This window comes from Mesorhizobium sp. L2C084A000 (assembly GCF_000502875.1).
GTDB lineage: Bacteria > Pseudomonadota > Alphaproteobacteria > Rhizobiales > Rhizobiaceae > Mesorhizobium.
Map to the genome: position 1 here is coordinate 55,521 of NZ_AYWX01000010.1, position 19,510 is coordinate 75,030.

General features: G+C 63.4%; 17 protein-coding genes. 10 read left to right on the forward strand and 7 right to left on the reverse strand.

Annotation, left to right across the window (positions count from 1 at the left end; translation table 11 throughout):
* The first annotated feature begins 9 nt into the window (after window positions 1–9).
* Window positions 10–759, forward strand: a complete 750-nt coding sequence (gene phnF / locus X735_RS145140; protein WP_023812477.1) for a phosphonate metabolism transcriptional regulator PhnF — start codon at window positions 10–12, stop codon at window positions 757–759.
* 279 nt (window positions 760–1,038) lie between these two features.
* Here phnF and X735_RS145135 read toward each other — a convergent pair whose 3' ends face one another.
* From X735_RS145135 to X735_RS145110, 6 genes are all read right to left on the reverse strand, one after another.
* Window positions 1,039–2,055 (reverse strand): zinc-binding alcohol dehydrogenase family protein, encoded by a 1,017-nt coding sequence (locus tag X735_RS145135; protein ID WP_023812478.1) that lies wholly within the window; start codon window positions 2,053–2,055, stop codon window positions 1,039–1,041.
* Window positions 2,056–2,121: 66 nt separating this feature from the next.
* Window positions 2,122–3,087 carry an ABC transporter permease gene (locus tag X735_RS145130; protein WP_023812479.1) on the reverse strand — a complete coding sequence of 322 codons (966 nt, stop codon included), beginning with the start codon at window positions 3,085–3,087 and terminating at the stop codon, window positions 2,122–2,124.
* Window positions 3,084–4,637 (reverse strand): sugar ABC transporter ATP-binding protein, encoded by a 1,554-nt coding sequence (locus tag X735_RS145125; RefSeq protein WP_023812480.1) that lies wholly within the window; start codon window positions 4,635–4,637, stop codon window positions 3,084–3,086. The genes X735_RS145130 and X735_RS145125 overlap by 4 nt, the downstream gene beginning before the upstream one ends.
* A gap of 180 nt (window positions 4,638–4,817) precedes the next feature.
* Window positions 4,818–5,810 carry an ABC transporter substrate-binding protein gene (locus X735_RS145120; protein WP_023812481.1) on the reverse strand — a complete coding sequence of 331 codons (993 nt, stop codon included), beginning with the start codon at window positions 5,808–5,810 and terminating at the stop codon, window positions 4,818–4,820.
* Between the two features lie 300 nt (window positions 5,811–6,110).
* Entirely contained in the window at window positions 6,111–7,109 is a 999-nt protein-coding gene (locus tag X735_RS145115; protein ID WP_023812482.1) for an aldo/keto reductase, read from the reverse strand.
* Between the two features lie 61 nt (window positions 7,110–7,170).
* Window positions 7,171–8,676 carry an altronate dehydratase family protein gene (locus X735_RS145110; protein WP_023812483.1) on the reverse strand — a complete coding sequence of 502 codons (1,506 nt, stop codon included), beginning with the start codon at window positions 8,674–8,676 and terminating at the stop codon, window positions 7,171–7,173.
* Window positions 8,677–8,902: 226 nt separating this feature from the next.
* On the opposite strand from X735_RS145110, the gene X735_RS145105 reads away from it, so the two are divergent.
* From X735_RS145105 to gndA, 6 genes are all read left to right on the forward strand, one after another.
* Window positions 8,903–9,805 carry a GntR family transcriptional regulator gene (locus X735_RS145105; RefSeq protein WP_023812484.1) on the forward strand — a complete coding sequence of 301 codons (903 nt, stop codon included), beginning with the start codon at window positions 8,903–8,905 and terminating at the stop codon, window positions 9,803–9,805.
* Window positions 9,806–10,001: 196 nt separating this feature from the next.
* A complete protein-coding gene (locus X735_RS145100) occupies window positions 10,002–10,358 on the forward strand; it encodes a DUF2946 family protein (protein ID WP_023812485.1) in 357 nt (118 codons plus the stop codon).
* 97 nt (window positions 10,359–10,455) lie between these two features.
* The gene (locus X735_RS145095; protein ID WP_023812486.1) at window positions 10,456–10,995 is read left to right on the forward strand and encodes a copper chaperone PCu(A)C; all 540 of its coding nucleotides are present in this window, start codon (window positions 10,456–10,458) and stop codon (window positions 10,993–10,995) included.
* 30 nt (window positions 10,996–11,025) lie between these two features.
* The gene (locus X735_RS145090; protein WP_023812487.1) at window positions 11,026–11,544 is read left to right on the forward strand and encodes a YcnI family protein; all 519 of its coding nucleotides are present in this window, start codon (window positions 11,026–11,028) and stop codon (window positions 11,542–11,544) included.
* A gap of 53 nt (window positions 11,545–11,597) precedes the next feature.
* On the forward strand, window positions 11,598–13,238 hold the full coding sequence (locus X735_RS145085) for a copper resistance CopC/CopD family protein (protein WP_023812488.1): 1,641 nt from the start codon (window positions 11,598–11,600) through the stop codon (window positions 13,236–13,238).
* 234 nt (window positions 13,239–13,472) lie between these two features.
* Entirely contained in the window at window positions 13,473–14,900 is a 1,428-nt protein-coding gene (gndA, locus tag X735_RS145080) for an NADP-dependent phosphogluconate dehydrogenase (RefSeq protein WP_023812489.1), read from the forward strand.
* Window positions 14,901–14,909: 9 nt separating this feature from the next.
* Here the strand turns inward: gndA and X735_RS145075 are convergent, their stop codons facing one another.
* A complete protein-coding gene (locus tag X735_RS145075) occupies window positions 14,910–15,965 on the reverse strand; it encodes a LacI family DNA-binding transcriptional regulator (protein ID WP_023812490.1) in 1,056 nt (351 codons plus the stop codon).
* Between the two features lie 402 nt (window positions 15,966–16,367).
* On the opposite strand from X735_RS145075, the gene X735_RS145070 reads away from it, so the two are divergent.
* The 3 genes from X735_RS145070 to X735_RS145060 all read left to right on the forward strand — a co-directional run bounded on the left by X735_RS145070 (window position 16,368) and on the right by X735_RS145060 (window position 19,510).
* Window positions 16,368–17,606, forward strand: coding sequence for an ABC transporter substrate-binding protein (locus X735_RS145070; RefSeq protein ID WP_023812491.1), 1,239 nt, complete (start codon window positions 16,368–16,370; stop codon window positions 17,604–17,606).
* Between the two features lie 81 nt (window positions 17,607–17,687).
* Entirely contained in the window at window positions 17,688–18,575 is an 888-nt protein-coding gene (locus X735_RS145065) for a sugar ABC transporter permease (protein WP_031213532.1), read from the forward strand.
* Window positions 18,572–19,510 carry a carbohydrate ABC transporter permease gene (locus X735_RS145060; RefSeq protein WP_023812493.1) on the forward strand — a complete coding sequence of 313 codons (939 nt, stop codon included), beginning with the start codon at window positions 18,572–18,574 and terminating at the stop codon, window positions 19,508–19,510. Before X735_RS145065 ends, X735_RS145060 begins: the two co-directional genes overlap by 4 nt.

Consider the following 19,510-nt stretch of genomic DNA (forward strand, 5'->3'; position numbering starts at 1 on the left):
GGGGCAATGATAGTCGGGCGGCTGGCAGCGGACAGCATCGAGCGGCGCAGTGGCGTTTCGCTGTGGCGGCAGATCGCCGACAAGATCCTGCATGCGATCGCCATCGGCGATTTCACGGAGAATGCAGCGTTGCCGCCGGAGGTGGCGCTGGCAGAACGCTATGGCGTCAACCGTCACACGGTGCGCAGCGCCATATCGGCCCTTGTAAGGGAAGGCGTGCTGCGGGCCGAGCAGGGGCGCGGCACCTTCGTACTGTCGCGCAAGCGGCTGTCCTATCCGATCGGCGCGCGCACACGCTTTTCGACAGGGCTGCAAGGGCAAACGACGGAACGGCACATCGTCCTGCTCGCCTCGTCGATCGAGCCGGCCAGCCAGCGCGTTGCCGAGGGCCTTGGCCTTGCCAGGGGAGCCGATGTGATCCGGTTGGAAACGCGCGGCGAAGCCGACGGACGGCCGGTGTCGCGTGCTGCCGGCTGGTTCGAGGCCCGGCGCTTTGCCGGCATCGATGCCGCGATGGCGCAAACCGGCTCGATCACCGCATCGCTGGCGCGTTTCGGCATCGACGACTATCTCCGGCAATCGACCGTGCTGTCGGCGCGCCATGCCGATGCGGCGGACCTTGCCGACCTCGACCTGCTGCCGGGCGCCATCGTGCTGGTCACGGTTGCCGTCAACGTCACGCCGGACGGCCAGCCGATCCAGTTTTCCGAGTCGCGCTTCCCGGCCGAGCGGGTGGAGCTGAAGCTGTCGGCGCTGTAGCTAACGTCGTCATCCTTGGGCGAAGCAGGAGCGCAGCTCCGTCGCGGAGACCCAAGGATCCATGCCGCGATCTCGGGCGAAGAGCGCAGCGGCGCAGAATTCTGCACCGAAGCAACGCTCTCAGGTCACGGCATGGATCCTATGGTCTGCGCCGCGTCGCTTCGCTCCTCGCTCCGCCATAGGATGACGAAGCGATGGATGTTGCGGCTAGTCGCCAAAGCATCAGATCTACCAAGTTGGGCGCTCAACGATCTCCGAATTCGTGTCGAACAGGCGCCTCTATCCGACCTCGATCACAGCCTTGATCAGGCCGGATTTCTCGTGTGCCCAGCGGGCGAGATCGCGCGGCGTGCCGGCGAGTGTGGTGCGGTGTGTGACGAGCTTGGCCAGGGGCACGGCGCCGTTGCGGATCGAGGCGGCGACGTGATCGAAGTCGGCGCGCAGCGCGTTGCGGCTGCCGATCAGCGTCATCTCGCGCTTGTGGAATTCCGGATCGGAAAAGCTGATGTCGTCCTTGACGACGGAGACCAGCACCAGCGTTCCGCCATGCGCGACATGGGCGAAAGCCGACTGCACCGATTGGGTGTTGCCGGTGGCGTCGAAGACGACATCGAAGCCTTCGCCTGATGTCGCTCCCTTGACCAGATCGGGCACCGCGCCGCGCGACCCGTCGAGGGTCTGGAAACCAAGCTCATTTGCGGCGAAGGCGAGCCTTTCACTGCTCATGTCGAGCAGCGTCACGTCGAGCCCGGCGATGCGGGCGAAGATGGCGGTGCCGAGCCCGATCGGGCCAGCGCCGATGACCAGCGTGCGGGCGCCGGGGTCGGCGCGGGCGCGCCGCACTGCATGCGCGCCGATGGCCAGGAACTCGACTGCGGCGGCGTCGGCCAGCGAAAGGCCGTTGGCGGGATAGAGATTTTGCGCCGGCACCAGAATCCGTTCGCACATGGCGCCGTCTCGATGCACGCCCAAGACCTCGATCCTGACGCAGCAATTGGGCTTGCCGTGCCGGCAGGCGATGCACTTGCCGCAGGAAAGATAGGGGTTGATCACCACGGGCTCACCAACGGCAAGATCGACGCCGTCGCCGGCCTCGACGATCGTTCCCGACACCTCATGGCCCATGATGCGGGGATAGGCGAGGAAGGGGTGCTTGCCCTCGAAAATGTGGTAGTCGGTGCCGCAGATGCCGACATGGCTGACCGCCACCAGCGCCCAGCCGGGAGGCGGTGCCTCTGGTGCGGGCCGGTCTTCAAGGACAAGATCGCCGGGCGAACGGCAGAGGACGGCTTTCATGCGCTAATCCAGTCATGAAATCGCCGGCCCGTTGGTGTGGCGGGCCGGCGGTTGATTGCGGGATCGCTACTTGCCGCGGCGGCGCAGGCCGTCGAAGTAGACGATGATGATGATCAGCGCGCCAGTGATGATGCGCTGCCAGAACGAGTTGACGTTGAGCAGGTTGGCGCCGTTGTTGATGGTGGCCAGGATGAAGGCGCCGAGCAGCGGCCCATGCACCGAGCCGACGGCGCCGAACAGCGAGGTGCCGCCGATGACCGAAGACGCGATCGCCTGCAGCTCCCAGCCCTCGGCCTGCGTCGGGTTGCCGATGCCGATGCGGGCCGCCAGCAGCACGCCGACAAAGGCGGCGCACAGGCCCGACAGCGTGTAGGCCATGTAGATGGTGCGCTGGACATTGACGCCGGACAGGCGCGAGGCCTCGGCGTTGGAGCCGACCGAAAACAGGTATCGGCCCCAGCGGCTGTGGTGCAGGAAAATATAGGCCGGAATGCCGACCAGGATCACCATCCAGAACAGGTTGGGGATGCCGATGAAGGAATTGCGCGAGAAGGCGGTGAAGGTGTCGCTGTTGATGTTGATCGAATTGCCGTTGGTCATCAAAAGGCCGATGCCGCGCAGCGAGGTCAGCGTTGCCAGCGTGATGATGAAGGGCGGCAGGCCCATCTTGACGATGCCGAAGCCGTGGAACATGCCGATGGCGACGCCGACCAGCAGCGTCACCAGAATGGCGAGCCAGATGGGGAAGCCGGCATTGATCATCATGGCCACGACCACGGTGGCGAAACCGACCACGGCGCCGACCGACAGGTCGATGCCGCCGGTGATGATGACGAAAGTCTGGCCGACCGCCATGATGGCGATCATCGAGCCCTGGCGCAAGAGATTGGCCATGTTGTTGGCGGAGGCGAAGCTCGTCGTCGCCACGGAGAGAAGGATCCAGAGCAGAACCAGCAGCGCCAAAAGCGTCAGCCCAAACAGGACATTATAGTTGCGCTTCGGTTTTTCGACGGCAATCGCCTCGGTGCTCATATTTGTCCTCCCAGCTTTTCTTGTTTCTCGGCGAGCGCCTGAGTAAGAATATCCTCGTGGCTGGCGGCGTGAAAACCGTGCGTCGCCACCAGTTTGCCGCGCCGGAACACATGCAGCGTGTCGGCGAGTTCATAGACTTCCGGCAGATAGGACGAGATCAGGATGATGCCGGCGCCCTTTGACAAAAGTGCGCCGAACAGGCGGTAGATCTCGGCCTTGGTGCCGACATCGACGCCGACCGTCGGTTCGTCGAAGATGAACAGCTTGGCGCCGTGCGCCAGCCATTTGCCGATGACGATCTTCTGCTGATTGCCGCCCGACAGGCTGGATGCCAGCGCGCCGCGCGTCGGTGTCTTGATGCGCAGATCGGCGATCTGGCGATCAGCTTGCGTCTTCTCCTGCGTGCTCGAAATCAGCAGATTGTTCGAGATTCGCTTGTAGATCGGCAGGTTGAGGTTGAAGCCGACCGGCAGGTTGAGGCAGAGGCCCTGGTCGCGGCGGCTTTCCGGCGCCAGCGCCATGCCGAGCTTGATCGCGTCATGCTCGGAATTGACCTGCACCTCCTTGCCTTCCCAGAGGATCTGGCCGGCGGATTTGCGGTGGCGGCCGTAAAGCGTGGTGACGAACTCGCTGCGTCCGGCGCCGATCAGGCCATAGAGTCCGACGATCTCGCCGGCGCGGACCGTCATCGAGACATTTTCGAAGCCCTTGCCGGACAGGCTTCTCGCCTCGATAATGGCGGCGCCCGGCGTGAAATGCTCCTTGTGATAGACCTGCTCGATCGAGCGGTTGATCATCATCTTGACCAGCTCGGCATCGTTGGTCTCGGCGATGTTGCGGGTGCCGACCAGCGTGCCGTCGCGCAGCACGGAAACACGGTCGGCGAGCTCGAACACTTCCTCCATGCGGTGGCTGATGTAGATGATCGTCACGCCTTCATCCTTCAGCCGACGGATCAAGGTGAAGAGCTGGTCGGCCTCCTTGCGGGTGAGGTAGGCGGTCGGCTCGTCGAAGATCAGGAATTTGGTGCCGCGCACGGTGGCGCGGGCGGCGGCTATCAACTGCTGCTGGCCGATGGTCAGGTCGCCAAGGGTGACATGCGCCGGCAGGTCGAAGCCGAGATCGTCGATGATCGTCTGCGCCTGCCTGACCATGGCGCGCTGCTGCAGGATGCCGAAGCGTGAATTCTCCTCGCCTAGGAACATGTTGGCGGCGACAGTCAGGTGACGGCACAGCACGACTTCCTGGTGCACGGCATTGATGCCGAGCGCCATCGCCTCGTGCGGCGTCGCCAGGGCGGCCGGTTGGCCCTCCCAGGCGATCTCTCCGGAGGTGCGCGGCATGACGCCGGTCAGAAGCTTGATGAGCGTGGATTTGCCGGCGCCGTTCTCACCGACGATGGCGTGTATCTCACCGGACTTGAAGGCGAGGTCGACCGGCTTCAGCGCGTGGGTGCCGGGATAGCGCTTCTCCAGCCCGCGCAATTCGAGGATGGTCCGCCCCGGTTCCAGAACGGGTGTGGGATGCAGTTCCTGCGCCGTCGAAATCATGACAATCCTCCCAGATTGGCCTCCCGGATTGGCTTCCCAGGCTGGCCTCACGATTGGCACGCGGCGAGGCAAGGATATGCCTCGAAAACAGCCTAGCTCAGGCGTGCGGATTGCCAAGCCGTTTGTGCGGCAGCTTGTGTCTCCGGGGCGAGGTGCCCCGGAGACGATTGCGGATGCGGCTCAGAGCTTCGGATTGAGCAGCGCGTCGATCTTGGGGTCTTTCATGTTGTCCTTGGTCACCAGATTGGCGCCGGTGTCGACATTGGCTTCGACCTTTTCGCCTTTGGAGGCGGCGAGTGCGGTCTTGATGCCGTCATAGCCCATCCGGTACGGATCCTGGACGACGAGGGCGGAAATGACGCCGTCGTTGAGGAACTTGATCAGCTTCTCGTCGCTGTCGAAACCGACCAGCGCCAGTTTGCCGCCAAGGCTGTTTTCCGCGACAGCCTGGCCGACGCCCTGCGCCATGATCAGGTTGGAAGCGAAGATGCCCTTGAGGTTCGGGTTGGCGGTGATCAGGTCGGTGGCGATGTTGAGGCCGGTGGTGGCCTGGCCGTCGGCATATTTATCGGCGACCAGCTTGAGGCCCGGATATTTGGCGGCCAGCTGTTCGGTGAAGCCCTGCTTGCGCTGTTCGAGCGAGCCGGCGCCCGGTGCGTTGGTGATCAGGGCGACGTCGCCCTCGATCTTGCCGCCGTTGGCGGCGCCGATGGCGGCTGCGAGGCCGTCGGCAGCGACGCGGCCGCCCTGGACGTTGTCGGTGGTCAGGAACGAGGTGAAGGCCTTGGAGTCGGCGCCGGAGTCGATGCCGATGACCTTGACCTTGGCAGCGGCTTCATCGATCGGCTTGCCAAGCGCCTTGAACTCGGTCGGCGCAATGACGATGGCCGCCGGGTTGCTGGCAACGGCGTTCTCGAGGATCGAGACCTGGCCGTTGACGTCGGTTTCAGCCTGGGCGCCGAGTTCCGGCACGTTGACGCCGAGATCCTTGCCGGCCTTGCGGGCGCCGGCCAGAACGATCTGCCAGTAGAACGACGTGGTATCCTTGACGATGATCGGAATGGTGACGTCCGCCGCCGAAACCGGCGCCGAATGCATGACGCCGGCGAGCATCGAAGCTGCTGCCAGCGCCATGACGGCGCGGCGGTTGAGAATGCTGGTCGCGAATTTCATGAGGTTTCCTCCCTAAAGTCGCCCGGTGAACGTTACGGAAGCTCCGTCCGGATAGGCGCGGCCCAAACAGAACTTTATCAATAAAAAACAATTGCCATGTTTTGATAATGCATCGAACAGATCGATGCAAGCGGTGTTTGATCAGTCCTTGCGAGGTCTGGCAGAAGCAAATCCACCGCGCTGCTCCCCATCGACGCCGTCACGCTTCCGTTCCATTCCGGGAATGTATGGAATATTAATTCCACCATTTCGTCAATATGGAATATCCATTCCTTCGTGTGACCGCAAGAATATGAAGTTTCACGCCAGCTCCTGCACCAGCGTGTGGGGACGATATCTGGCGTATTCCGTCTCCGGCACGTCGATGTCGAGCAGTTGGAGGTTACGCGTCAGGTTCGCCAGCTTGGCGGTGCCGGTCAGCACGGTGGCGACGGCAGGTTCATGCAAGGGGAATTGGAACGCGGCGGCGGCGAGCGGATAGCCACCCTCGGCGGCGATCCTCTCCATTGCGCCGACGCGGTCGAGCACGTCATGGCTGGCAGGGCGGTAGTCGAAATGTGCGCCTTGCACCGGTCCGGTCGCCAGGATGCCGGAGTTGAACACGCCGCCAATGACCAAGGAGGTCTGCCGCGCCCGGCATAGGGGCAGCAACTCCGCTTCGGCACTGCGGTCGAGCAAGGAATAGCGGCTGGCGAGCAGGATGCAGTCGAGCGGCGCCTCGCGCATCACGTCCAGACAGATCTGCACCTCGTTGACGCCAAGCCCATAGGCGGAAATGACGCCGGACCGTTTCAGCTCTTCGAGTGCCTTGAGGCCGCCGTCCATCAGGTCGCGAAAGTGCAGCTTGGTCTTCTCGACACCATGGGTGTAGGCGCCGATGTCGTGGACAAACAGGATGTCTATCCTGTTTAGGCCAAGCCGCGCATAGCTGAACTCGACCGACCGCATGATGCCGTCATAGGAATAGTCGTAGTCGAGCGCGAAGGGCAGCGGATCGACATAGGAGTGATCGGGAACCTGATCCTCCGACACCGGGCGGAACAGCCGGCCGACCTTGGTCGACAGCACATAGGAATCGCGCGGCTTGTAGCGCAGGAAGTCGCCGAAGCGGCGCTCCGACAGTCCGAAACCGTAAAAGGGTGCGGTGTCGAAATAGCGCAGGCCGGCATCCCAGGCGCCCTGCAGCGTCTCCATCGCCGCTTCGCGCGAACAGGCGCGGTAAAGGCCGCCAAGTGCAGCGCCGCCAAAGCTGACCTCGGTGACTTCCAGCGCTGTCTGGCCGATGCGGCGTCTTTCCATGCACAACCTCCCCGTGGCCAGCCAACTGGCCGGCGCGCAGTCTACTTTATATCAGTAAAATCTAAAGTGTTGCGCCCAGATGCCAGGGCACGAACTCGTTGTCGCCGTAGCCGAAGTCCTCGCTCTTGGTCTTGCGGCCGGAAGCCGTTTCGACGATCAGTTCGAAGATCTCGCGGCCCATGCCGGCGATGGTCTTTTCACCCGAGGCGATGACGCCGCAATTGACGTCCATGTCCTCTTCCATCTGGTGGTACATCGTCGAGTTGGTGGCGACCTTGATCGACGGCGTCGGACGGCAGCCGAAGCAGGAGCCACGGCCGGTGGTGAAGACGATGACGTTGGCGCCGCCCGCCACCTGGCCGGTCGCCGAAACCGGGTCGTAGCCGGGCGTGTCCATGAACACCAGACCGCTGCCAGTGACTTTTTCGGCATAGCCGAAGACGCCGTTGAGTGGCGTCTGGCCGCCCTTGGCGACCGCGCCGAGCGACTTCTCCAGGATGGTGGTGAGGCCGCCGCGCTTGTTGCCGGGCGAGGGATTGTTGTCGATCGAGGCGCCGTGCTTGGCGACATGGTCCTCCCACCATTTCACAAAGCCGTCGAGCTTCTGCGCGATCTCCGGCGTTGCCGCGCGGTAAGCAAGCAGATGTTCGGCGCCATAGATCTCCGTCGTCTCGGAGAGGATGCCGATGCCGCCGACGCCAGCCAGGATATCGACAGCCGCGCCCAGTGCCGGATTGGCTGTAATGCCCGACATGCCGTCGGAGCCGCCGCATTGCAGGCCGACGACGATCTCGCTGACCGGGATCGGCTCACGCTTCAGCTGGCCCACTTCCTCGGCGATCTCGGCCAGCACGTCCATCGCCTTTTCCACCGATTTGCGCGATCCGCCGGCGTCCTGGATGTTGAAATGGCGCTTGCCGGCAGCGACGCCCTTTTGGCCGTAGAGGGTGAGCTGGTTGACCTCGCAGCCGAGGCCGACCATCAGCACGCCGCCGAAATTCGGGTGGCGGGCGTAGCCTGCGAGTGTACGGTGCAGCACCATCATGCCGTCGCCGGTGCCGCTCATGCCGCAGCCCTGGCCGTGCACGATCGGCACGAAGCCGTCGATGCCGGGATATTTCGGCAAAAGCGTGCGGTTGGCGGTGTCGGCGATGGAATGGCAGACGGTGGCCGAGCAATTGACGCTGGCGACGATGCCGATGAAGTTGCGCGTGCCGGCGCGGCCATCGGCGCGGCGATAGCCCATGAAGGTGCGGGCGCGGTCGGCCTCCGTCGCGTGCTCGGCCTCGCTCGGGGGCACGACCGGCAAGCGGCCGGATTCGAACACCAGATTGTGCGAATGCACGTGCTCGCCCGCCGCAATATCCTGTGTCGCGCGACCGATCGCCTGGGCGTATTTCACCACGGCCTCGCCGGCGGCGATCGGCTTGATCGCCACCTTGTGGCCGGGCTCGATCAACACACTGGCGACGGCACCGCCCGGCAGCGCGGTGCCGATCTCGATGCGGCCGTTGGCGACGGCGACATTGTCGGCGGGGGACAGAAGAATGCAGTTGGAGGCGTTCACGGGCGGTTTCCTGGGTGATCCTGGGTTGCGCGGACGGATTGACACGCGTCTGTTTAGAGATATTGTCTTTTATCGTGAAAAAACAGTTTTGCGTCAATTGTTTTTTCACCGGGGAGTTCCGCATGCCTTGGGTGTTCCGGAAAGCGAATTCGCTTTTCAGGGCCATGGGAACGTCATATCGCGCTTCAAACCGGCCGCGGCAAGCGACGGGTGCAACGGATCAGGGATGTCGAAGAGCAACAACGTCTACAAGGATGCCTACAACCGCTGCCTGCGGCTGCTCGACGAAACGCGCAGCCTGCCTTCGGAGCCGGAACTGGGTACCTTGCTTGGCGTCAGCCGTACCACGGTGCGCACCATTCTGGCGCGCATGGAAGAGACTGGGCTGATCGCCTGGAACAAGCGCGCCAAGACGGTGCTGCGCGAGACGCGTCCCGATGATTTCTTCCCCGAGGAGGAGACCGACACGCTGGCCGAGATCATCGAACGGTCGTTCATGCGTCGGCTGCTCGCCGGCGGTGCCGAAGCCGGCATGCAGATCAACGAACTCGAACTGGCGCGTGAGATCGGCGTCGGCACCACCAGCGTGCGCGAGTTCCTGATCCGCTTCTCCCGCTTCGGCCTGATCGAGAAGCGTCGCAACAGTCACTGGGTGCTGAAGGGTTTTACCCGCGCCTTCGCGCTGGAGCTGACCGAAATCCGCGAAATGTTCGAACTGCGCTCGGCGGCCGCCTTTGCCGTTTTACCGCAGGACAGCGCGGTCTGGACCGATCTCGACCGCCTGGAAGACGAGCATCGCCAGTTGGCAAACGACATCGCCACCCGCTTCACCGAGTTCTCCGAACTCGACGAGCGCTTCCACCGGCTGATCCACCGGGCGTCGCGCAACCGCTTCATCGTCGATTTCTACGATGTCATCGCCATGATCTTCCACTATCATTACCAGTGGAACAAGGCGCAGGAACGCGAGCGCAACGAAGTCGCCATCGGTGAGCATCTGGTCTACATAGAGGCGCTGAAATCACGCGATCTCGGCAAGGTCGACGCCGCTTGCCGCAAGCACCTGAAATCGGCGCGCCAGACATTGCTGACCTCGATCCCGGAGAGCCGGTCGCTGCAAAAATCCTGAGCCGCATCGCGGCTTGGAGCCTTGTTTCATGCATGTCGTTGTCCCAAAACCGCTATACGCTTTTGGGCGGCATGCGTTGAGCCTGCCGCGTCGGCGCCGCGGCGATTTGGCGATTTTCCACCCGCCAGCCCCGTGCTAGATATGGTTCGTTGCTGCGAGAGGCAGGGCTTTGGGCGTATCGAGGAGACGATGGAGCATGCCGGTCGCGCTTGTCGCGGCCTATCTGCTGTTGCTCCAGTCGACGCTTGGTGCATTCGCCTTCGGCGCCGGTCCCAATGCATCGCAGCTCGACGCCTTCGGCAACGTCATCTGCACCCATGAGGGCGCAACCCAGCTTCCCGGCGACAACCAGCCGCCGTCCCATCTTCCGGCATGCTGCGTGCTCGGCTGCAGCATGGTTTCGGCGGCCTTTGCGCCGCCGCCCGGTGCTGGCCTGGCGCTGGGCAGCCTTTCCTTCAAAACGGTCGCCTTTGTTTTTCCGGCGGCCATCCATCTCGACTTTGCGCGTGAGCGCTCGCCGTCGAACCCGCGCGCGCCGCCGCTGACGGCCTGAGCCTGTTTGCCCGGCGGAACCTTTCGTGGGCGTACCCATCCAAAGATCAAACTGCTCGCGACCGGCAACGGCGCGACCTTCACTTCATGGAGCAACCATGTCCTATTTTTTCCCCGACGCGGCGCGTCTTATGCCCGGCGGCATTCTACGCGGCATCGAAGAGCGTGTCGGCATTGCCGTGCTGGCTCTTGCGCTGCTGTTCACAGGCGCCCAGTCCGTCCTCGCGCATGAGTTCAAGGTTGGCGATCTCGAGATCGGCCACCCCTGGTCGCGCGCCACGCCGGCCGGCGCCAAGGTCGCCGGCGGCTATTTCACCATCACCAACAACGGCAGTGCGCCGGACCGGCTGGTGTCGATTTCCTCCGATGTCTCTGAAAAGGCCGAGCTGCATGAGATGGGCGTCAAGGACGGCGTCATGACCATGCGTCCGGTTGCCGGTGGCCTGGAAATTCCGGCCGGCGGCAAGGTAGCCCTTGCGCCTGGCGGCTATCATTTGATGTTCATCGGCCTGAAGCGACAACCCAAACAGGGTGAAAAGTTCTCAGCCGTCCTGACCTTCGAAAAGGCCGGCGCCGTCAGCGTCGATTTCGCTGTCGAAGGCATGGGCGGTGGCGCCATGGACGATCACGCCAATTGACCCGGCCAGTTTGAAATTTGAGGGACCATCATGAACAAGTATCTTTTGTCGGCCGCAGTACTTCTCGTGCTCGGAACCAGTGCCGCCTTCGCGCATATCACGTTCGAAACGCAGGAAGCGGCCGTTGGGTCGACCTACAAGGCCGTTTTGCGCGTGCCGCATGGTTGCGAGGGCAAGGCGACGATCGCCGTGCGCGTGCAGATTCCGGAAGGGGTGATCGCGGTGAAGCCGATGCCGAAGCCTGGCTGGACGCTGCAGACCAAGAAGGGCAAGTACGACAAATCCTACCAGCTCTATGGTCAGGCGGTTGCCGACGGGGTCAAGGAGGTCGACTGGAGCGGCGGCAGCCTGCCAGATGAATTCTACGACGAGTTCGTCTTCCGCGCGACGCTGACGGCGGATCTCCCTGTCGGCCAGAAGCTTTACTTCCCGGTTGTGCAGGAATGCGATGGGGCCGCCGACCGCTGGATCGAAATCCCGGCAGCCGGCCAGGATGAGGACGCGCTGGAAAACCCGGCACCCGGCATCAAGCTGTTGCCGAAGAAATGATCTCCAAGGCGGCGCGCTCATTCGAGCGCGCCGCTCTTTTTCGTGGCGGTGACATGAGCACGACCCCCCTCCTGCAAACGGCTTCCATGGCCTGCAAACCTGCCGGCCGGCTTGCCGCCGGCCTGTTGGCCGTGATCGTGTTTCTTGCCAGCCTTGCCGTGTCAGATCAGGCCTTTGCCCATGCCGCGCTGATCAAGACCGATCCGGCCGACGGCGCGGTGCTGGAACAGGGGCCGGCACAGTTCTCGCTGACCTTCAGTGAGCCGGTCTCGCCGCTGGTGCTGACCTTGGTGAAGCCCGACGGCACGCCGGTTGCTCTGACGTCATTCCGGCTCAGCGACCAGACGCTCGAGATCGACAATCCGCAACCGCTCAAATCCGGTACGCATGTCTTGAGCTGGCGCGTCATCTCCGCAGACGGTCATCCCGTCGGCGGATCGCTGCTGTTTTCCATCGGCGCGCCCAGCGAGCCGCCCGCCGTGTCCGAAGCCGTCGACTGGCCGTTGCGGTCGGCGATCTGGCTCGGCAAGGTTTTTCTCTACCTCGGCCTTTTTCTCGGCGTCGGCGGCGCTTTCGCCCTCGCCTGGCTGTCCCAAGGTGGCCGCGCCGGACAGCGCTTCGTTGCAGCCGCAATCCTGGGCGGACTTGTCGCGGCGCCCTTGTCGCTCGGCTTGCAGGGGCTTGATGCGCTCGGGGCACCGCTCTCCCATCTGGCACAGGCGGTTATCTGGCGGACCGGACTCGGCACCAGTTTCGGCTGGACGGTGCTGGTCGCGCTGATTGCGCTGGGGCTTGGCCTGCTGTCGCTGGCCGGCCCCCGCGCCACCGCCAAACCACTTGCGCTGGCAGGTCTGGCCGGGGTGGGGGTTGCCCTTGCCGCCAGCGGCCATGCCAGTGCCGCCGAACCGCAATGGCTGACGCGGCCGATGGTGTTCCTGCACGGCGTAGGCATCGCGTTGTGGGCCGGCGCATTGGTCCCACTCGGGCTGGCGCTGAAGGGGCAATCGGCGGGGGCCACGCCATTCCTGCGGCGGTTTTCTTGGGCGATCCTGCCGGTGGTGGCCGTGCTTGCCTCTGCCGGCATCGTGCTTGCCGTCATCCAGGTGCAAACACCCGCGGCATTGGTCGACACCGCCTATGGAAGGCTGCTGCTGATCAAACTCGGGCTGTTGGTCTTTCTGTTCACGCTCGCCGCCGTCAACCGCTGGAAACTCACGGCATCGGCCGAGGCGGGATCGACGGAAGTTCAACGCAGGCTGGTCCGCTCGATCGGCGTCGAGATGTTGATCGTGTTGGCGATTTTCGGCGTTGCCGCGGGCTGGCGCTTCACGCCGCCGCCACGAGCCCTCGCGATTGCGGCAGCGCAACCGGTGTCGGTCCATATCCACGCGCTGAAAGCGATGGCCGATCTCAGCATCACGCCGGGCCATGCCGGACCGGTCGTCGCCTCGATGATCATCATGAGCGGCGATTTCGGCCCGCTCGACGCCAAGGAGGTGACGCTTGTGCTGTCGAAACCCGATTCGGGCATCGAGCCCTTGAAGCGCGCGGCGGCCAAGCCCGGCGACGGCAGTTGGCGTGTCGACAACCTCGTCATCCCGGTGGCCGGCCGGTGGACGGTGCGCATCGACATACTGGTCTCGGACTTCGAGATGGTGAAGATCGAGGCGCCCGTCGACATCCGCGCCGAGTGATATTCAGGTGATGCCGGCCTGCGAACGGCGGCTTCCTGCGCTTCCGGTGCTCACGTACTTTAAGTACGCTCCGCTCCGGTTCTCGGAAACCACCATTCTCGACTCGGCCTGACCTGAATCTCACACGCCGCGGCATCAACACAATTCGGCGGGGCGGTTGACGCAGCCCGAAAGGCCCGTCAATCATCGCGGCAAAACGCGATCTCAACAAAATCCGAAGGCAGGAAAAAAACGATGGAAAAAGCCGAAATCGGCCTGATCGGCCTTGGCACGATGGGCTCCAACCTGGCGCTCAACATCGCCGAGCACGGGCATCGCATCGCCGTCTTCAACCGCACCAGGGCGCGCACGGACGCTTTCATCGAGAATGCCGGCGCGCTCAGGGACATGGTCGTGCCCTGCTACAGCCTGGAAGAGCTTGCCGCCGCGATCCGGCCGCCGCGCCCGATCATCATCATGGTGCTGGCCGGCAAGCCGGTCGACGAACAGATCGCGGCTCTGCGCGGCGTGCTGTCGGCCAACGACATCGTCATCGACGCCGGCAACGCCAATTTCCGCGACACGATGCGGCGCTTCTCCGAGCTTTCCGGCTCGGGTCTCACCTTCATCGGCATGGGCGTGTCCGGCGGCGAGGAGGGTGCGCGCCACGGACCGTCGATCATGGTCGGCGGCACGGAGGACTCATGGAAACGCGTCGAGAAGGTGCTGACGGCGATCTCCGCCAAGTTCAAGGACGAACCCTGCGCGGCATGGCTCGGCACCGACGGCGCCGGACATTTCGTCAAGACCATCCATAACGGCATCGAATATGCCGACATGCAGATGATCGCGGAGATCTACGGCATCCTGCGCGACGGCCTGGGCATGGACCCGAAGGAGATCGGCACGGTGTTCGCCAACTGGAACAAGGGCCGGCTCAATTCCTACCTGATCGAGATCACCGCCAAGGTGCTGGCATCAGACGATCCGAAGACCGGCAAGCCGGTGGTCGACATCATCCTTGATCGCGCCGGCCAGAAGGGCACCGGCAAATGGTCTGTCATCGAGGCGCAGCAGCTCGGCATCCCGGCCACCGCGATCGAGGCGGCGGTGGCGGCGCGCGTTCTATCGTCGATCAAGGACGAGCGGCTGGCGGCGGAAAAGGCCTATGGCAACATCGGCGTGACGAAGATTTCCGGTGACAAGGACGCCTTGCTGAAAGATCTGGAACTGGCGCTGTTCGCCGGCAAGATCGCCGCCTACGCCCAAGGTTTTGCGGTGATGAGCGGCGCCTCCAAGGAATTCAACTGGAACCTGCCAATGCCGACCATCGCCAGGATCTGGCGCGCCGGCTGCATCATCCGCTCGCAGATGCTCGACACCATGGCGGAGGCCTTCAGCAAGGGCGGCGCCTCGACCAACCTGCTGATGGCCCCGGCCTTCATTGCGCTGATGCAGGAAGCGCATCCGTCGCTGCGGCGCATCGTGGCGAGGGCTTCGGAGGCCGGCTCGCCGGTTCCGGCGCTGTCTTCCGCACTTGCCTATTTCGACAGCTACCGCCAGGGCCGCGGCACGTCGAACCTGATCCAGGCGCAGCGCGACTTTTTCGGCGCGCACGGCTTCGAGCGTATCGACGACAAAGGCGCGTTCCATGGGCCGTGGGGAAGCGGTGCGGCTGGTTAGCCCAAGGGCCTAAACGGAAACCGGCGGGCTGAACGCCCGAACCTCGCTGGTGGCGACCAGGCGCTGCAACGAGCCGGGTGCGGCGCCGCCGATCCAGCCGAGCACGGAGCGGGCGAGATCGGAGCCGGCCAGGCGGAAGTTCTCGTTGACGACGAGCAATTCCGGCCGGAACAGGTGCAACAGGTCCGACGACTGCTTGGACACGACATCGACGTCGCGGCCAAGCTTGAGGCCGGCATCCTCGATGCCGGCGACGATCGCCAGTGTCGCGGCGGCAGCGCTGCTGACGAAGCCGTCCGGCCTGTTCTCGCGGCGCATCACCTGCGCGGTTCTGGTCCTGATCTGCTCGATCGTGTGATCGATGGAAACGGTGTTGAACGGAATTTCGCTGGCTCCGACCTCGCTTAGCGCATCGGCAAAGCCGTTCAGCGTGTGGCCATAATAGGTCAGCCCGGGCGGCGGCGACAGAAGCGCCAGCTTGTGCCTGCCCATGCTCGCCAGGCGGCGCACGGCTTCCATCGCGAAAACATGGTTGTCGAAGTCATGGTAGGGATGGACGAGGCCCATGTCGGTGCGCCCATGCGTGGCAAAGGGCATGCCGTGCTCGAGCATGTAGCGGGCGCGCGGATCGTTCGGTTGGGTGCGCGAAATGATGACTCCGTCGGCCGAGCCGGTCTCGACGAGATAGCGGATCGGCTCCATCGGATCCTGCGAGCGGGAATAGGGCGTGACGATCAGGTGATAGGGCGTTTCGGCGAGCACTTCCGAAACGCCGTAGATGATGTCCGAGACGAAGCTCATGATCTCGCGGTCGGTGTTGAGCACGAGGCTGATGACATTGGTCCTGCCGGTGCGCAGACGCACGCCGGCGCGGTTCGGCCGGTAGCCGATCTGCTTGGCGACGAGCTGGACGCGACGCCTGGTTTCGGCGCCGATTTCCGGGGCATCCTTCAAGGCGCGTGACACAGTGGTGACGCCGAGCCCGGTCATGAAGGCAAGCGTCTTCAACGTCGGCCGTCCCTGTGCCGAGGTCTCCCCGTTCTTGTCCGTACGCTGTCTGTCCATTCGTCCCGCCCGTCAGGCGCATAGCAGCCGCGAGCCATGTCGGCAATCGCCGCCATAGCGGTACGATATGCGTTCCAGCCCCGGCAAAGCTCAATATACTGAAACGTTACAGATTGCCATATCGAGTTACATGTCCATCGCCACGAGGTGGATGGTTCTTTTGCGAAACGCATTGGGATTCCAGGAGAAATCGCCTCTGCCGCCGCCTTTTGTCCGTATCAGGCGGCATTTCGGTGTTTGCGCCGCAGCAAACCATGCTGCAGTGCATGGGAAGCGCGATCATTCATGCGAATTTGTTCGCGGTCCGAAAAAATATCGAGGGCGCTTCGTTGATGGGTTGCACAGCCCGCGCAATTGCCGTATCGAAAATCTGTAACGTTTCAGATTCTGGGAGGAGCCGAAATGCGATACAAACTTTTGACCGCTGCGCTGGCAGCGACGGCCGCGTTGCAGTTTGCCGGCCAGGCGGCCGCGACGGACCTGGAAGTCACCCATTGGTGGACGTCGGGCGGCGAGGCGGCGGCGGTTGCGGAACTTGCCAAGGCATTCGATGCAACCGGCAACCACTGGGTGGATGGCGCCATTGCCGGCTCCGGCGGCACGGCGCGGCCAATCATGATCAGCCGCATCACCGGTGGCGATCCGATGGGCGCCACGCAGTTCAACCATGGCCGGCAGGCGGAGGAACTGGTGCAGGCCGGCCTGATGCGCGACCTCACCGACGTCGCCACCAAGGGCAAGTGGACTGATGTCGTCCGGCCGAAGAGCCTGCTCGACGGCTGCACCATCGACGGCAAGATCTACTGCGTGCCCGTCAACATCCATTCCTGGCAGTGGCTGTGGCTGTCCAACGAAGCCTTCGCGAAGGCCGGCGTGCCGTTGCCGAAGGACTGGAATGAATTCGTGGCGGCAGCGCCGGCGCTGGAAAAGGCCGGCATCATCCCGCTCGCCGTCGGCGGTCAGGCCTGGCAATCCTCCGGTGCCTTCGACGTCCTGCTTGCGGCTGTGGGCGGTACGGACACATTCCTCAAGGTCTACAAGGACAAGGATGCCAAGTTCGCCGCCGGGCCCGAAGTCGCCAAGGTCTTCAAGGCCGCGGACGATGCCCGCAAGATGGCGAAGAACACCAATGTGCAGGACTGGAACCAGGCGACCAACCTGGTCATCACCGGCAAGGCCGCTGGCCAGATCATGGGCGACTGGGCGCAGGGCGAGTTCCAGGTTGCCGGCAAGACCGCCGGCAAGGATTATACCTGCCTGCCGGGCCTTGGGCTGAACGAGGTCATAGCCACGGGCGGTGACGCCTTCTATTTCCCGCTGCTCAAGGATGCCGACAAGAGCAAGGCGCAGGAGGTGCTGGCCGAGACGCTGCTCGATCCCAAGACGCAGGTTGCCTTCAATCTAAAGAAGGGATCCCTGCCGGTGCGCGGCGACGTCGATCTCAATGCGGCCAACGACTGCATGAAGAAGGGCCTCGCCATTCTTGCCAAGGGCGCCGTCATGCCGTGGACGGACCAACTGCTTTCACAGGACACCCAGAAACAGAAGGAAGACCTTTTCGCCGAATTCTTCGCCAAGCCGGAACTGACCATCGAAGACGCGCAGAAGCGCTTCGCCGACCTCATCGCTTCGGCGGACTGACGCTGGAGGCAACCCGCCTCATTCCCGGCCTTGCGAATGCAGGGCCGGGAATGCACCGCCCTTACCCAGCCGGCTGACGAGATGAGCAAGAGCGAACGCCCCAACCTTCTGTTCCGCAACCTCAATGCGAAGGTCGCCTCGATCCCGATGATCCTCACCGCCATGGTGGTTTTCGTCGGCGGCACCGTTTGGACGGTGCTCTATTCCTTCACCAATTCGAAGCTCCTGCCGCGCCTGAATTTCGTCGGGCTCGACCAGTATTACCGCCTGTGGGCGGCGCCGCGCTGGCTGATCTCGATCGAGAACCTGTTGATCTACGGCGCGATCTCCCTGGTGTTCTCGCTGGTCATCGGTTTTCTGCTTGCCGCGCTGCTCGATCAGAAGATCCGCTTCGAGGACACGTTCCGCACGATCTTCCTCTATCCTTTCGCGCTCTCCTTCATCGTCACCGGCCTGGTCTGGCAGTGGTTGCTCAATCCGGATTTCGGCATCCAGCATGTCGTGCGGGACTTGGGCTGGACGAGCTTCAGCTTCGACCCGCTCTACAATTCCAGCATCGTCATCTACGGCATATCGATCGCTGCGCTGTGGCAAGGCACCGGGCTCATCATGTGCCTGATGCTGGCCGGCCTGCGCGGTATCGACGAAGACATCTGGAAGGCGGCGCGCGTGGATGGGATCCCGATGTGGAAGACCTATCTGTTCATCGTCATCCCGATGATGCGGCCGGTCTTCATCACCACGCTCGTCATCATCGCTTCCGGCATCGTCAAGGTCTATGACCTGGTCGTGGCCCAGACCAGCGGCGGCCCGGGCATCGCATCCGAAGTGCCGGCCAAATACGTCTACGACTATATGTTCTTCGCCCAGAACCTCGGCCAGGGTTTTGCCGCCTCGACCATGATGCTGCTCTCGGTGGTGACCGTCATCGTGCCTTGGGCCTATCTCGAGTTCGGGCGACGCAAATGAGCATTGCAGACATCACCGCTCAAGCAAGCACTGCCGCCGGCGCGCGCCAGGACATCGCCGGGCCCTACGGTCCAAAGCCGCGCCGCGTGATTTCGCGCCGCAACGTCTTCCTCTACGGCACATTGTTCGTCATGGCGGTCTACTACCTCTTGCCGCTCTATGTCATGGTCGTCACCTCACTCAAGGGCATGCCGGAGATCCGGCTCGGCAACATCTTCTCACCGCCGCTCGAGATCACCTTCGAGCCGTGGGTCAAGGCGTGGTCAACGGCCTGCACCGGCCTTAACTGCGACGGGCTCTCGCGCGGTTTCTGGAATTCGGTGCGGATCACCGTGCCGTCGGTGCTGCTGTCGATCGCCATCGCCTCGGTGAATGGTTATGCACTGGCCAATTGGCGCTTCAAGGGCGCCGACACGTTCTTCATCATCCTGATCGTCGGCGCCTTCATTCCCTACCAGGTGATGATCTATCCGATCGTCATCATCCTGCGCGAAATCGGCCTCTACGGCAGCCTCAGCGGGCTGGTGATCGTCCATTCCATTTTCGGCATGCCGATCCTGACGCTGCTGTTCCGCAATTATTTCGCATCGATGCCGGAAGAGCTGTTCCGGGCGGCACGCGTCGACGGCGCCGGCTTCTGGGGCATCTTCCTGCGCATCATGCTGCCGATGTCGCTGCCGATCTTCGTCGTCGCCATCATCCTGCAGGTGACCGGCATCTGGAACGACTTCCTGTTCGGCGTCGTCTACACCCGCCCCGACACCTATCCGATGACGGTGCAGCTCAACAACATCGTCAATTCGGTGCAAGGCGTGAAGGAGTACAACGTCAACATGGCCGCAACCATCCTGACCGGGCTTGTGCCGCTGATCGTCTACTTCATTTCCGGCAAGCTTTTCGTACGCGGCATCGCCGCCGGCGCGGTGAAGGGGTGA

Excerpts from the sequence above, each read along its gene's own strand:
- X735_RS145135 (WP_023812478.1), bottom strand. The coding sequence starts at position 2,055 with ATGAAAGCCGTCCTCTGCCGTTCGCCCGGCGATCTTGTCCTTGAAGAC.
- X735_RS145130 (WP_023812479.1), bottom strand. The coding sequence starts at position 3,087 with ATGAGCACCGAGGCGATTGCCGTCGAAAAACCGAAGCGCAACTATAAT.
- X735_RS145125 (WP_023812480.1), bottom strand. The coding sequence starts at position 4,637 with ATGATTTCGACGGCGCAGGAACTGCATCCCACACCCGTTCTGGAACCG.
- X735_RS145120 (WP_023812481.1), bottom strand. The coding sequence starts at position 5,810 with ATGAAATTCGCGACCAGCATTCTCAACCGCCGCGCCGTCATGGCGCTG.
- X735_RS145115 (WP_023812482.1), bottom strand. The coding sequence starts at position 7,109 with ATGGAAAGACGCCGCATCGGCCAGACAGCGCTGGAAGTCACCGAGGTC.
- X735_RS145105 (WP_023812484.1), top strand. The coding sequence starts at position 8,903 with ATGTCGAAGAGCAACAACGTCTACAAGGATGCCTACAACCGCTGCCTG.
- X735_RS145100 (WP_023812485.1), top strand. The coding sequence starts at position 10,002 with ATGCCGGTCGCGCTTGTCGCGGCCTATCTGCTGTTGCTCCAGTCGACG.
- X735_RS145095 (WP_023812486.1), top strand. The coding sequence starts at position 10,456 with ATGTCCTATTTTTTCCCCGACGCGGCGCGTCTTATGCCCGGCGGCATT.
- X735_RS145090 (WP_023812487.1), top strand. The coding sequence starts at position 11,026 with ATGAACAAGTATCTTTTGTCGGCCGCAGTACTTCTCGTGCTCGGAACC.
- X735_RS145085 (WP_023812488.1), top strand. The coding sequence starts at position 11,598 with ATGAGCACGACCCCCCTCCTGCAAACGGCTTCCATGGCCTGCAAACCT.
- gndA (WP_023812489.1), top strand. The coding sequence starts at position 13,473 with ATGGAAAAAGCCGAAATCGGCCTGATCGGCCTTGGCACGATGGGCTCC.
- X735_RS145075 (WP_023812490.1), bottom strand. The coding sequence starts at position 15,965 with ATGGACAGACAGCGTACGGACAAGAACGGGGAGACCTCGGCACAGGGA.
- X735_RS145070 (WP_023812491.1), top strand. The coding sequence starts at position 16,368 with ATGCGATACAAACTTTTGACCGCTGCGCTGGCAGCGACGGCCGCGTTG.
- X735_RS145065 (WP_031213532.1), top strand. The coding sequence starts at position 17,688 with ATGAGCAAGAGCGAACGCCCCAACCTTCTGTTCCGCAACCTCAATGCG.
- X735_RS145060 (WP_023812493.1), top strand. The coding sequence starts at position 18,572 with ATGAGCATTGCAGACATCACCGCTCAAGCAAGCACTGCCGCCGGCGCG.